Source organism: Candidatus Minimicrobia sp. QA0096, assembly GCF_963967315.1.
Taxonomy (GTDB): Bacteria; Patescibacteriota; Saccharimonadia; order Saccharimonadales; family Saccharimonadaceae; genus Nanosynbacter.
Map to the genome: position 1 here is coordinate 23,464 of NZ_OZ017288.1, position 12,946 is coordinate 36,409.

Here is a 12,946-nt window from a genome sequence, read left to right on the forward strand (position 1 = left end):
GACGTGAAAAAAGCAAATTGGTTTTGAGGAGATAAAAGATTGACAAAAAGTAGACCTGAGTTTGATAAAATCACATCGTTTGATGAGTTTAATCAATACTATTGGTATCGTGAAGAACTTTCACAGATATGCAGGTCGCTAGCATTAGAACATAGAGGTACAAAACAAGAACTTAATTATATTATTGAGCAGTACTTTAAGGGTAATTTAATTAAAAAATCATCAATAAAAAACGAAACAAAGCAAGTTGAAAATATTACTCTATATATGCCATTACTTGAATGTGGGTTTTCCTTTAATACAAAATTTAGAGAATATTTCTCTGCCGTAACAGGTATTGCACCTTTTAAATTTACTGCTGATATGGCTACTGCTTGGAGAAAAGTAAAAAGTGAAAATGATTTGAGTTTTACGATTCAAGATATGCTGAAAGTTTATTATGGAAAATCGGATTATGCTAAATATGATAATTCGGTTTGTCAATGGAATCAATTTTTAAAGGATTTCTGTGCAGACGAAAATAGTCGCAACTATTCGAATAAGTTAAAAGTAGCTGCTATTCTTTGGAAAGAAGTTAGAGATTCAAGAAATGAAAAAATTTATTCAAAGAATCTTTTGACTGAATATGCAGGAAAAATAAAAGAGTATCACAATTAGGTAATTTAGGTAATTCCTAACTTATTAACACCCAATGAGTAGTTAGTAAATGGATATTGGAAAGAGATATTGGAAAGACAGGGTATACTGTAGGTGAAATGGTATTAGCTATCTAGCGCTCGGGTGTAGTATAATGACTTTCATGACAAAAATCACCAACGGACGTATCATTACACAGAATTTAGATGGAACGGACCATCTGGATTGTCTGTATCGCATTTCCATAAAGGCTCTGATTTATAATGATGCTGGGCAAATTTTGGTTGTTAAAGAGGATGGGCGGCAGCTTTGGGATCTTCCTGGTGGCGGAATGGATTATGGTGAAACTTTTGAGTCGGCTTTGAAGCGGGAATTGTATGAGGAGGTTGGCTATAAGGGTAATCTTCGCTATCAGCTTTTTGATGCGTCGGACGAGATTTATGTTGAGCGAATTGATGCTAACCAAATTTGTTTTTCTTGTCGTGTGTGGACGGAAAACTTTGATTTTTCAGCGGGTGTTGATGCGGACGAAGTGATGTTTATGGATCCTGAAGAGTTGCGACTCCAAGAGAGCGAGTCGGGTGCACCGCTTCGATATAAAGTGCATTTGAAGTGGCAGAAATTGTGTGGCGCAAATAGTTTGCCGACAGAATAGTATTGACTTTTTCCATAAAATAGTATAGAATATCAGGCATGGAAAAAAGTACAGGCGGCGTATCTTTTGGTATTAGATTTATTGACTCTGGTGATGGCTCGGAGAAGTATTCCTCTGTCGAAAGTCGGCGCTTGATTGGAATCTATGATGGCGATTGGTCTTTGGAAGAAGATGGGACGGTGAATGCGTCCATGGTGTTTGCCAGAAGAGTGGGTGATATTCGTAGTCATGATAATTTAATAGAGAAGGTCCGCGGAATCGGTGAGAATATGGCGCGAGTGTCTATTTCAGAGTGTCTGGCGGTTGAAGATGAGGTGAAGGTAAGTGGTTGGCTATTAGCTGATCCTATGTCGCATAGTGGAATTTCTTTCTTGCGCAAAGTAATACCAACCGAGCTTGTTGTTCCTGATTCCATTGAAAATAACCCTGACGACGATCAGAAGCTAGAGATCGTCAGACTTGCCTTGCGTGTTGGAGCTGTGGCTTTGCATTGTGCAGGATTGTCATTAGAAGAGCTTAAGGAATCGCCTACTGAGAGTTTCTATCCGGATAAAGTGGATGAGCTTGTTTCTCGTTTCCATGGCAATGTGGATTTTGGTAGCAAGTGGAGAGAGTATAAGAAAATGGCTAAGGATTTAACGTATGAAGAAGGCTGATAATTACGGCGCCAGAGTTAAAATCGAGAATATTATGGAGGGTGAAGTCGACGAGGATTTGTTATTTGCTTTATTGACTAGATTAGTTGTTAAGGACGAGGTTCTCGATATGGATGTAATGTTGGCTAGTCGCTGTCGTGAGTATTCGGGACATATCATGTTAGCAGAGAAGCGCCTTCCTGGTCGGTCTACGTTCATACAATCGCCATTTCAGTTTCCGTATGGTAAAACTGAGCTGCGAAGCTGGCGGGATGGGCGGGGTGTACATTCTGTTGGAGGGATAAGAGGAGGATTCAGGAAGAATGCTTATTTTTCTTCAGATAATGCGGAATATCTCATAAAGCGAGTGGCTGCCGTGGCTGTTGGGCTTTGCTTGGAAACGCCTTTACAAGAGATGGATTCTGTCAAGGAATTTTCAGCCGAGGAGCTGGCAGAAGCGTGGCCGAGGCTTAGATACGGAATTTACATTTAATATCGCCATTGCTATAATAACCATATGCATATTATTCTTGGTGGGACGAGTGGGCTTGGATTAGAAATGGCGAAGCAACTGCGAGAACGTGGCGAGCGTGTGCTGGTTCTGGGCAAGACTCATAATCCGCAGAAACACGGAGAAGGTTTTCCACTGGATGTGTATTATTCAGATCAAGTGGAGGCGGCGTCGGCGCGAATTGAGCAGATTTTAAACGGCGATGATATTGATCAATTTGTGTGGGCGGCTGGATATGGCTGGCGCGGCAATTTTGAAGATCAGCCGAGTGTTCGCAGTATGGCGGAAGTTAATTTTTCAGGCGCGTTGCCGCTGGTCCAATGGGCTTGGCGTAAGATGTCAACGCAGAATCGTAAGTCTGTACTGACGATTATTGGGTCGACAAGTAGCGTTAAAGCGCGCTCGGATGAAGCTGTGTACGTTGCCACGAAGCACGCTCAAGCGGGTTTGGCGCGAAGTTTGGGGATGCAGGCAGATGAGCAAAAACTTCCAGTTAGAGTTGCACTATTTCTGCCCGGCGCTATGAAAACTCCGTTTTGGAATGGGCGCGATCTTCCAGCTGACTATATGTTTTTTAATGATCCAGCAAAAATTGCTACTCATATTATCAATGCGATTGATTGTCAGCAGCAGCCCTTTTTGGAATGGGCGTTGCCAAAAGGTACGTTGGTTTAGGCTTTCCAAGGTGCTATAATTCAAGCATGACAGATAGTTCGAATAATGATCATTTTGGGGTAAAAGTTGTAGTTATTGGTGGCGGAACGGGAAGTTTCACGCTGCTTTCTGGATTGAAAAAATATACACACAGCATTACAGCGTTGGTCAATATGGTCGACGATGGCGGCTCAACTGGCGTGTTGCGCGATGAATTGGGCGTGTTGCCGGCGGGCGACGTCAGGCAATGTCTGGTGGCGCTAAGTACTTCGCCGAAAGTTCGCGATTTGTTCAATTACCGGTTCGGCGAGGGCAGTATGAAAGGTCACGCGTTTGGCAATTTGTTTATGGCAGCACTGGAAAAGATGACAGGAAGTTTTGCTGATGCGGTGGAATTGGCTAGCGAAGTTTTGGGTGTCAATGGCCGAGTTTATCCGATTACTCTGGACGATACAACGATGTCGATTAAGCTGAAAGACGGCACGGTTGTTGATGGTCAACACGCGGCTGAGTCGCTAAAGATTCCGCGCGGCGAGCGTCCGTGGCTAGAGCTTAAACCGCCAGCTACGATTAACCCGCGAGCCCGTCAAGCGATTTTGGATGCCGATTTGGTGGTGATTGCGCCGGGGCTTTTATATGGTAGTTTGGCGCCAGCGTTGTTGGTTCGAGGCGTTACTCGGGCGCTTGCTGAAACGAAGGCGAAGAAAGTCTATGTTTGCAATTTGGTTACCAAGCCGACGCAGACTGATGGATTTACCGTGGCGGATTTTGCGGATGAAATTGAGCGATTTTCAGGGGTGAATATGGATTATGTGCTTTACAATAATCATCGCCCGCCAGAGGAATTGATAAAGAAATATGCTCACGACGGCGAATATTTGGTCGAGTGGGATAAGGAATTGCTGAAGAAAAAGCATTATTATGCGTCGGGCAAGCGTTTGATTGCTGATGACGTGTGGGTCAATACGAACTCCAACAGCGATCCGTTAGCGGCTCAGCGCAGCTTGATTCGTCACGATGCCGACAGAGTAGCGCGCGAATTGATGCGGATTTATTTTGCGTAGATAACCGCTATCGTCTAGCTATTGCAAAAATTTATAGTTTGTGATATAATTTACAAGCTATATTATGGAAAGTAAAGAATTATTAGACAATAACACCAATCTTCAAAATCAAGGCGAAGTTGATTTTTCTCTTGAAAGGAGAGAATTGGCCATGGGATTGGTGGAGACATTTAGCGGAGATCACTTAACTCCGTCGCGTAAACTGGCTGCAGAGATTATTATCGGGATGCCGGAAGGTTTAAGTGATAGACGACGCATTGATTATATTACAAGGTCGCTAGATGGCGTATCTGAAGAGATTAACAAGGATACTGTTATAGGTATAGTTGAGGACTATAAGGTCTTACAAGAGGCTTTTTCGTCGTACATGGAAGATATTGATGAGGGCTCGCTAGCAGGAAAAGCGCTAAAGCTTAAGGACAATCAAACAATTCCTGACGATTTAGACATGGATGGTGATGATTATGGTAAGAGCCCGTGGGCTGAAAATCCGTCAATTCCAGCACCGCATCTTGATAACTTGATAAAGGTATTCTCAACAAAAGGCGAAGGAGCTGAAGGTGTAGGTCTAGAGACTGCGATGATTGCTGGAGCTATAACCTTATCTAACTTAAAAATCGCCCCTTATCATAGCGCGTTCGCGTATAAATGTGCAGTGTTTGCTGAAAATTTCTTAATTCCAGTATGTAGTATTATTGGGCTAGACAACTTGGAATCTGAGCTAAAAGATGAAATTGGTGTTATGACGGGGCGTAATATTGGCGATGCTTTATATCGCAAAGATGCCTTGAGCAGTGATATCGATTCGATCATGAATGAGGTGGACAGGGTTGTGTCGTTGCATTTTGGTAGCAGGTATTCGACTGATCCTACACGATTTGATTTTGCTATGGGTAACTTTAATGGTGTGTTCTCTGAGCTGCTAGGGGAGTCAGATCTGAAACCTGCCGTAAATACCAATTCCTCGCATAGTACATTTTTTGGATCTGGTACTGTAAAAACCCCGAATGGGGCAGAATTGGAAGTAAGGGCTCGAGGTAAGGGCCGCGGCTCGTATTGTAAAAAATTACTACAGACTATAGGTTATTATGATAAACGTTCTCAGCCTCTGAAAGATTCGGGAGAATTCCATCCGATCGACTTATATGGTATGACGGTAATTTGTCAAGACAACGAGCAGCTAGCCGATGCCTATGCTGGTGCCGTGATTAAGGCTATTAACGGCGGTAAGATTACTCCATATCCAGCTCCAGGACGGAAAAGCGAATGTTTTGTTGTTAAGGGTTCTTCGGATTTTCAGGAGAAGATCCGCCAGAAAATTATCGATAAGATACCAGGCGTTGACATGAAAATGTTCAGTTTTAAGGATAGTAGTAGCGGATTTACAGATGCGAAGATTACGGGATTCTATGCAACTGACGATGGAAGAATTCCGTATGCTCCGTTTGAGATGCAATTTTCTACGCCAGATGCTCGTCTGGTGGCTCGTACTGGTAAAAAGGCGGCACACTTTTTCTTTAAGCTGCAGAAAATTTACGGTGATTTGGTCAATATGAGTGATGAAACAGCAGAGAAGATAACTGATATTTGGCAGCGTAAGCAAGACTTCTTTACAAACTGTGCTGATGGAGAGAAGGAATCTCATTTAACAAAACAAAGTCGTGAGCGCGTTCGTAAATTTAAGAGAATGAACAGCACGTATCGCAAGATAGCCAGGCGAGCTATGATTAGTGTATAATCATATTAATGACAACTTACTATACTGACGGCTCTGCTTCGCCGAATCCCGGTCCAGGTGGGTTTGCAGTTATTCGTGATCTTCAACCTTATATTTTGGGGTCGGAAGATGGCGATACTACTAATATTCGCATGGAGGGCAAAGCTCTAATTGCAGCATTGAAAGATGCTAATGGTGCGCCGTGCGTGATTTATTCTGATAGTGAATTTTGGATTAATGTGGTTACCAAGTGGGCGCCGGGCTGGGAAAAGCGCGGTTGGACGAAGAAGGGTGGCGAGATTAAAAATCTGGACATCGTGCGTGAACTGTACGAACTATATTCGAATTCTCAGGCGGATTTGCGTTGGGTGCGTGGTCATGAAGGCGATGAAGGGAATGAGCTGGCGGACGAATGGGCTAATCGAGCGCGTGAAGGTGAAAGATTGACAAAATAACAGCTAGCGACATCTGATAAAAATTGCTATACTAGAAAAATGGAAGAAGTGAGGGAAACGACTGATATTTTTTTGTGGGCAAATCAAAACGACGCAAAGAAGAATGATTTACAGATAGAGCTGTTCTTATTTAGCAAAAATTACACGCCGTATTTTATGCCGATAAAAGGAGATGTTGAGCAGCAACTCAGACCGCTGTTCTTGTTTGATTATATCAATCAGGTCAATTTGGGTGCGGGTACTGGATTGAGCGTTCGCGATTATGAATTGAGCGAATCGGAAGATAATGTTCTGTTGCGGACTGACTTGGAAAAGGTTGGGCGAGCTGAAACGCTGATTCATTTGATTGAACATGAGCGTCATGACATCGTGGAGTTTTCGGAGACTGAGCACGAATTCAAGCGTATGAAGGGAATTGTGGCGCGATTTACCGATCCGAACAACCCTGACACGACATTCTACACGGTTAAGTTGATTCAGCAAGGTCAGACGCTAAAGAGTGCGTTGGCTTGGGAATTTTCTGATGGCAAATTTGGTTCATTTAATGCGGAAGTTGGTTTTAAGGTTCCAGATGATAATCAAGTTTTGATTGTTGGTAAAGATATTTTTGCGTTTAATCCTGGAAAATTTGAGCGAATGTTTGGCTATGAGTATAAAAAGCAGGTGATTGCTGATAAAAAAGTAGCGGAAATTGAGAAGGAATATAAGCTAAGTTTTCCGGAGGGAATGGATCTTAACGCGTTGGTGAAGGAGCGCAAAAAGACGATTAATAAATTGCAGAAATTGGAAATCGGCGCGGTTAAGCAGGAAGATGTTTTGGATTATGCTGATGAGATGCAATTGGAATTGATGAGCGATGATAATGGCGCGATTATTATCATGGACGGCAATGATTTGGATATGTTCGTAAATCTCATTAACGAGGATTATATCGAGAGTAAAATCACGGGCAAGCGTTACGAAATTAAGTCGAAGAAGCTGCTCGGTGAGCCAGAGGGCGAACCGCCACGAGGCTAAAATGGATCAAGAATTAGCGTTGGCTATTCTGCTGAGCGGTCGGTCGGCGTTGCTGACTGGTGCGGCTGGAACGGGCAAAACTTACCTGTTGAATACTTTTATTGCGCAGGCGCGAAAACGGGGTAAAAAGGTGTCGGTAACAGCGACAACTGGTCTGGCGGCGACACATCTTGGTGGCAATACGATTCACAGCTGGAGTGGCATTGGTGTGAATGATCGTTTGCCGAACAATTTTTTTGAACGATTGTCAAAAACGCGGCGTGATGTGATTTCTAAAACCGACGTGTTGATCATTGACGAGATTTCAATGCTTCACGATTTTCGGCTGGATATGATTGATAAGGTTTTAAGAACCGTCAGGGAAAATGATCAGCCGTTTGGCGGTATTCAGTTGGTGATGAGTGGCGATTTTTTCCAATTGCCGCCAGTGAATCGTCCGAACGAGCAGGGCGGCGGATTTGTGGTTTATTCTGATGCTTGGCAAGAACTTCAGCCGGCGGTTTTATATTTGGAGCGACAATATCGTCAGAATGATGAACAGCTTTTGGAGATTTTAACAGCCTTAAGGACTGGCGATGTTAGGCGACGCCACGTCGAAGCGTTGCTAGCACGCACGGAAATTGAGCCGCCAGATGAAGATATTACGGAGTTGCATACCGTAAACGTCGACGTTGATGATATCAATATTCAAAAATTGGCGGAATTGCCAGGAGAAGAGCGTTCGTATCAGCAGACGACGACAGGCTCGAAAATTTATGTAGAGAATCTGCAAAGGTCAGTTTTGGCTCCAGAAAATCTGGTAATTAAGCTGGGTGCGTTGGTGATGGCGGTTAAAAATTCGCCGCAAAAATTATATGCCAATGGTAGTATTGGAACGGTCGTGGATTTCGAGCCGTTGACGGAATATCCTGTTGTTGAGTTTCGAGATGGTCGTCGAGTGACGATGGTACCGGATGTTTGGGAATTGCGGGACGGAGAGCGTAAACGAGCGAGTATTTCTCAGGTTCCGCTGCGTTTGGCGTGGGCGATAACGGTTCACAAAAGTCAGGGAATGACGCTTGATGCGGCTAAGATTGACCTGAGAAAGGCGTTTGTTGAAGGTATGGGTTATGTAGCTTTGAGTCGCGTGCGAGATCTGGACAATTTATATCTATACGGAATTAACCGTAGGGCGCTGGAAGTTTCTCCTGACGCGCTGGCAATTGACGAGGTTTTGAGACAGACAAGTAGGGAGTCTGTTGAGAGATATAGAGGTGTGGTCTTTAGATCTCATTAGTAGTTTATTGAATAGAGTGCTGGAGTTTATCGCTATTGATTTATTGAGGATTATTTACTATACTGACGCTAAGAACCACCGGAGCTAAATCGCCTTACTTGAGCGGTTCGCCGGTGTTCTTTTTATTGTTAAAAGCGTATACTAGTTTGCCTTTCAACTGTAGGCTGGTCTAAAATAACTTTAAGTGCTAATCCATTGCTCAAAACTATTAAATAGCGTAGACTTACATCAACCCAACACTAGACTTTTCCACAAAAATGTGGAAAAGTTTTTATTTGACATAAAAATGGGTAAAAAGTCATAAAAAGGGCTTGCAAGTGGGTAGGTGTGGGTAGTATAGTGGAGTCAGTGGAACGAAAGTTGATGGAAAATCACCAACAAAAAACAAACATCCACTACAAAAAACAACTAATCTACCACGAAGGAAGGACGACGTGCAGACAGATTACTTTGAGCGTAAGTTGGACGACAAGCGACGCTTGACAATTCCGGCTGAGCTCAGGGCAGAATTTGCATCAGGCGTCGTGCTAACTCGCGGGTTTGGTAAATATCTCCACTTATATCCACAGCAAATCTGGGATCGGGAAGTGGAAAGCGCTCTAACGGGAAGTATTCTGGATGAGCGAGTTGCCGACCTGAACGTTAAATTCCGACGAGGTAAAACCGCATCGGCGCTCGACCAAAAACAAGGACGAGTGACGATTGAGCAGCATTTGCTCGACTACGCTGGAATTGACAGAGAAGTCGTTGCTGTGCGAGCGGGGGAATATTTTCGGCTAATAGCGGCTGAGAATGCGGAATAGTAGATTAGCTAAGCACTTTAACAATTAGAAACCTCTCGAGATCAACTATCTGGGTATTTGAAAATGGCATGTGGCAATTTGCTCCACATTAAAAAAGGCAACGCACCTTCCTCAAACACCTCCCAAAAAAACTCCACCTCACACATAAGTCTCTTTGGAAAACATGGTTGTTACTGACAATCAACAAATTTCCACTCTAAGACAACAAAAACAAACAAAACACAAATACAAAAAAGCCAGAATTAAATATCCAGTTAGGTGATCTCGAGCATTATTTCTGTATAATGGAATAATGATGAGTATTAAAGAACATCCACCACAGTCGGAAGAACTCCAAGCGAGCGAACCGATTCATGTTCCCGTACTTTTGGAGATAACCCTTAGCAAGCTGCAGCCAGTCGAAGGCGAGTCGTATCTCGACTTGACGGCTGGCTATGGCGGTCATGCCAGGGCATTCTTAAATAGGACGGATAATTACTTGAACTCAGTGTTAGTAGATCGCGACGAAAACGCGATTAAAACATTGGGTGATTTGGCTGAAAAAGGCGTAACTTTAATTCACAAAGATTTTGTGAGCGCGGCGCAAGATTTGGTCAAGCAGGGGCGTAAGTTTGACGTGATTTTGGCTGATTTGGGGGTGTCGTCACCGCAGCTTGACAGAGCAGAGAGAGGTTTTTCGTTCAGATTTGATGGTCCGCTAGATATGCGGATGGACAATCGGACGGAAATCACAGCAGCGGATATTATCAATTCGTATTCGGTTGACGATTTGACGCAGCTGATTATTCATTACGGCGAAGAAAATCCCGGGCGGGCCAGGCGAATTGCGCAGGCAATTGTAAAAGCTCGACCAATTCAGGGAACGACTGAGCTGGCTGATCTGATCAAGCAAACCGTTGGTCGCGGTAGCATGAAGCATCATCCTGCGACTCGTACCTTTCAGGCGCTACGCATTGAAGTCAATCGCGAACTTAAGCTGATTGAAGAACTATTACCGCTTTTGCCACGCTTACTTAATAAGGGCGGGCGAGTGGGAATAATTAGTTTTCATAGCTTGGAAGACAGATTGATCAAGCGTTACTTTTCGGAGCAAGCAATGGCTGGCTATGAGGCTGAGCTGATTGTTCCAGAGAAAAAACCGGTGTCTGGAACTGAAGATGTTCACAATCCGCGTAGTCGAAGTGCGAAGTTTCGATACGCCGTGAAAAAATAAAACAAAAAGAAGGGGGGCTATTATGCCAATCCACATCAAAGTAGAATTCCAGAATACAGACAAGGCAGAGGCTGTTTCAGTACGCCGCGGCTAAACTAAAGCGTATTCCGGAATATACCTTAGAAAAACCAGCCTGTCTTTAACGGGCGGGCTGGTTTGTTATGTTAAATACAAATATAAACATAAAAGATAGAGACAAATGACAAACACCACCACATTTACTTCACGACGTTCACACGGTCAATTACGCCGAAATCAGAATTCTACACGTTTTCAGTCTCAGGTCAAACTTGGTCCTGTTGCTCATACAGTGCTAGTTGCATTGATGATTACAGTACTGGGCTTGATTTATCTTACTCAGGCAACCAGACTTACAGCTTACGGCTATGAAGCTCAGAGTCTGGATACAAAAATCACCGAACTAAGCGCAAAAAAGTCAGAATTGGAAGTGCAGAATGCACGCTTGACGGCGTTAGAGAAGGTGAAGAATAGCAATGTCGCTTCAGCTATGACGACAGCTGAAACGCATTACGCTCAATAGTGATATAATAAGATAAGCAATATGCAGCGGCTTATTCGTTCAAGAACTGGTTGGTTGGCCATCGCTTTACTAGTAGTGATGGCAGCTTTTGTGTTGCGATTATTTCAATTGCAGATTTTGCAATATGGCAAATATACGGAATTAGCACGGGCAAGTCAGCAGCGTCAATTTATCATTCCTGCGGAGCGCGGGAAAATTTACATGATGGACGGAAAAACGCCAGTTCCAGTGGTGCTTAATCAGGCGGTCTATACGGTGATTGCGGACCCGCAGTCGATTGACGATAAAGAGCGGAGCCAGCTTGTTGATAGTTTGAGGGAAATTGCTGGCGGCGAAATGACAGAAAATGTATCTGAACGGCTCAATAATAAAAAGTCGCGCTATGAAGTTTTGGCGAAAAATATTACCAGGACTCAAGCGGAAAAATTGAAAAAGAAAAACTTTGCGGGCGTGTTGTATCAGCAAAGTTCTATTCGAAATTATCCTGAGGGCGAACTGGGCGCGCACGTGCTTGGATTTGTGAACGCGGCTGGCGAAGGTCAATATGGCGTCGAAGGCTCTCTGAATAAGCAGCTTAAAGGTCGGGACGGGCTATTGCAATCTGTAACTGACGTGAGGAATATACCTTTGACGGTTGGAAAAAATAATATGCGAATCGAGGCGAAGCCTGGCGATAATTTAGCGCTGACGGTGGACAGGAACATTCAAAGCCAGACTGAATTGGCGTTGAAAAAGGGAGTCGAAGCAGCTGGCGCCACCGAGGGAAGCGTGATTGTTATGAATCCGAAAAACGGTCAAGTTTTGGCAATGGCGAATTATCCGACTTATAATCCGGCGGATTTTGCCAAGCAGAAAAATGGGTCGGTGTTTGTGGATAGCGCGTCGATGGTGCCGTTTGAGCCGGGTTCGATTATCAAGTCTTTTAGCTTCGCTACGGCAATTGACAAGGGTGTTATTACTCCGTCCAGCACGTATAATAATACCGATTGTATTAAAGTCGCTGACCGCACGATGTGTAACGTCCTGAGAGGTTTGAGTGGCACAATGACGATTCAAGGTGCGTTTAACAATTCGCTCAACGTTGGTACGATTACCGCAATTCGAAAATTAGGAAATGGTTCGCAGATTAATTTGCCGGCTCGCCAGACTTTGTATGAATATTATCACGATAAATTTGGCTTTGGGGCTAAAACTGGAATTGAGCTGGGCGAGGCTTCGGGTTATATTTACCCGCCGGATAGTGCTGAAGGAAATGAGGTTCGCTATTCAGCTATGACTTACGGGCAGAGTATGAACTTGACTATGGTTCAAGTCGCGGCTGGATTTTCGTCGCTAGTTAACGGCGGTCAATATTACAAGCCAACTATTCTCGTTGGCACAATTGACGAATCTGGCAATCTGAAATCGTCGGAAAATAAAGTTATTCGCCAAACCGTAAGTGGCGGCACGTCATCGCAGATGCGAACAATGTTAACGACAGCGCGCCGATCTTTATTCTTGTCAAAGAGCGACAAGTCTGGTTATGAAATCGGCGGAAAAACTGGTACTTCTGAAACAGTGGTCAATGGTGCTTACACTCAAAAGGAAACGATTGCTACATATATTGGTTATGGCGGTGGAAAAAATGGTGCCGAATATGTCATAATGGTACGTGTAGCGGCTCCGGGAAGAGGGATTAACTTACAGGGAAATCTCCATGCCGGACCAATTTTTACAGATATATCCAACTGGATGATTGATTATATGAAAATAGCACCAAAGGAATAAAT

General features: G+C 43.8%; 14 protein-coding genes. All 14 read left to right on the top strand.

From position 1 onward, the window contains the following. Window positions 1-39: 39 nt before the first annotated feature. The 14 genes from AACH20_RS00130 to AACH20_RS00195 all read left to right on the top strand — a co-directional run bounded on the left by AACH20_RS00130 (window position 40) and on the right by AACH20_RS00195 (window position 12,944). Window positions 40-657, top strand: a complete 618-nt coding sequence (locus AACH20_RS00130; RefSeq protein ID WP_146555028.1) for an SAP domain-containing protein — start codon at window positions 40-42, stop codon at window positions 655-657. Window positions 658-799: 142 nt separating this feature from the next. Next, window positions 800-1,291, top strand: a complete 492-nt coding sequence (locus tag AACH20_RS00135) for an NUDIX hydrolase (RefSeq protein ID WP_338503017.1) — start codon at window positions 800-802, stop codon at window positions 1,289-1,291. A gap of 38 nt (window positions 1,292-1,329) precedes the next feature. After that, window positions 1,330-1,947: a hypothetical protein gene (locus tag AACH20_RS00140; protein ID WP_338503019.1), complete on the top strand. Its 618-nt coding sequence runs from the start codon at window positions 1,330-1,332 to the stop codon at window positions 1,945-1,947. Further along, a complete protein-coding gene (locus AACH20_RS00145) occupies window positions 1,934-2,419 on the top strand; it encodes a hypothetical protein (protein ID WP_338503020.1) in 486 nt (161 codons plus the stop codon). Before AACH20_RS00140 ends, AACH20_RS00145 begins: the two co-directional genes overlap by 14 nt. Window positions 2,420-2,443: 24 nt before the next feature. After that, a complete protein-coding gene (locus AACH20_RS00150; RefSeq protein ID WP_243809562.1) occupies window positions 2,444-3,112 on the top strand; it encodes an SDR family NAD(P)-dependent oxidoreductase in 669 nt (222 codons plus the stop codon). A gap of 26 nt (window positions 3,113-3,138) precedes the next feature. Then, window positions 3,139-4,155, top strand: coding sequence for a gluconeogenesis factor YvcK family protein (locus AACH20_RS00155; protein WP_338503024.1), 1,017 nt, complete (start codon window positions 3,139-3,141; stop codon window positions 4,153-4,155). A 64-nt stretch (window positions 4,156-4,219) separates the two neighbouring features. Beyond that, window positions 4,220-5,893: a hypothetical protein gene (locus AACH20_RS00160; protein ID WP_338503026.1), complete on the top strand. Its 1,674-nt coding sequence runs from the start codon at window positions 4,220-4,222 to the stop codon at window positions 5,891-5,893. Window positions 5,894-5,901: 8 nt separating this feature from the next. Beyond that, window positions 5,902-6,327 carry a ribonuclease H family protein gene (locus AACH20_RS00165; protein WP_232273114.1) on the top strand — a complete coding sequence of 142 codons (426 nt, stop codon included), beginning with the start codon at window positions 5,902-5,904 and terminating at the stop codon, window positions 6,325-6,327. 39 nt (window positions 6,328-6,366) lie between these two features. Next, on the top strand, window positions 6,367-7,344 hold the full coding sequence (locus AACH20_RS00170) for a Kiwa anti-phage protein KwaB-like domain-containing protein (protein ID WP_338503029.1): 978 nt from the start codon (window positions 6,367-6,369) through the stop codon (window positions 7,342-7,344). 1 nt (window position 7,345) lies between these two features. Next, window positions 7,346-8,620 (top strand): ATP-dependent DNA helicase, encoded by a 1,275-nt coding sequence (locus AACH20_RS00175; protein ID WP_338503031.1) that lies wholly within the window; start codon window positions 7,346-7,348, stop codon window positions 8,618-8,620. A gap of 434 nt (window positions 8,621-9,054) precedes the next feature. Further along, window positions 9,055-9,423, top strand: a complete 369-nt coding sequence (locus tag AACH20_RS00180; protein ID WP_052198792.1) for a division/cell wall cluster transcriptional repressor MraZ — start codon at window positions 9,055-9,057, stop codon at window positions 9,421-9,423. A 292-nt stretch (window positions 9,424-9,715) separates the two neighbouring features. Next, window positions 9,716-10,636: a 16S rRNA (cytosine(1402)-N(4))-methyltransferase RsmH gene (gene rsmH / locus AACH20_RS00185; RefSeq protein WP_338503036.1), complete on the top strand. Its 921-nt coding sequence runs from the start codon at window positions 9,716-9,718 to the stop codon at window positions 10,634-10,636. 199 nt (window positions 10,637-10,835) lie between these two features. Then, on the top strand, window positions 10,836-11,177 hold the full coding sequence (locus AACH20_RS00190; RefSeq protein WP_338503038.1) for a hypothetical protein: 342 nt from the start codon (window positions 10,836-10,838) through the stop codon (window positions 11,175-11,177). Window positions 11,178-11,198: 21 nt separating this feature from the next. Next, the gene (locus tag AACH20_RS00195) at window positions 11,199-12,944 is read left to right on the top strand and encodes a peptidoglycan D,D-transpeptidase FtsI family protein (RefSeq protein ID WP_338503040.1); all 1,746 of its coding nucleotides are present in this window, start codon (window positions 11,199-11,201) and stop codon (window positions 12,942-12,944) included. The last annotated feature ends 2 nt before the right edge of the window (window positions 12,945-12,946 follow it).

Coding starts and splice junctions, on each gene's coding strand:
- AACH20_RS00135 (WP_338503017.1), top strand. CDS start 800: ATGACAAAAATCACCAACGGACGTATCATTACACAGAATTTAGATGGA.
- AACH20_RS00140 (WP_338503019.1), top strand. CDS start 1,330: ATGGAAAAAAGTACAGGCGGCGTATCTTTTGGTATTAGATTTATTGAC.
- AACH20_RS00145 (WP_338503020.1), top strand. CDS start 1,934: ATGAAGAAGGCTGATAATTACGGCGCCAGAGTTAAAATCGAGAATATT.
- AACH20_RS00150 (WP_243809562.1), top strand. CDS start 2,444: ATGCATATTATTCTTGGTGGGACGAGTGGGCTTGGATTAGAAATGGCG.
- AACH20_RS00155 (WP_338503024.1), top strand. CDS start 3,139: ATGACAGATAGTTCGAATAATGATCATTTTGGGGTAAAAGTTGTAGTT.
- AACH20_RS00160 (WP_338503026.1), top strand. CDS start 4,220: ATGGAAAGTAAAGAATTATTAGACAATAACACCAATCTTCAAAATCAA.
- AACH20_RS00165 (WP_232273114.1), top strand. CDS start 5,902: ATGACAACTTACTATACTGACGGCTCTGCTTCGCCGAATCCCGGTCCA.
- AACH20_RS00170 (WP_338503029.1), top strand. CDS start 6,367: ATGGAAGAAGTGAGGGAAACGACTGATATTTTTTTGTGGGCAAATCAA.
- AACH20_RS00175 (WP_338503031.1), top strand. CDS start 7,346: ATGGATCAAGAATTAGCGTTGGCTATTCTGCTGAGCGGTCGGTCGGCG.
- rsmH (WP_338503036.1), top strand. CDS start 9,716: ATGATGAGTATTAAAGAACATCCACCACAGTCGGAAGAACTCCAAGCG.
- AACH20_RS00190 (WP_338503038.1), top strand. CDS start 10,836: ATGACAAACACCACCACATTTACTTCACGACGTTCACACGGTCAATTA.
- AACH20_RS00195 (WP_338503040.1), top strand. CDS start 11,199: ATGCAGCGGCTTATTCGTTCAAGAACTGGTTGGTTGGCCATCGCTTTA.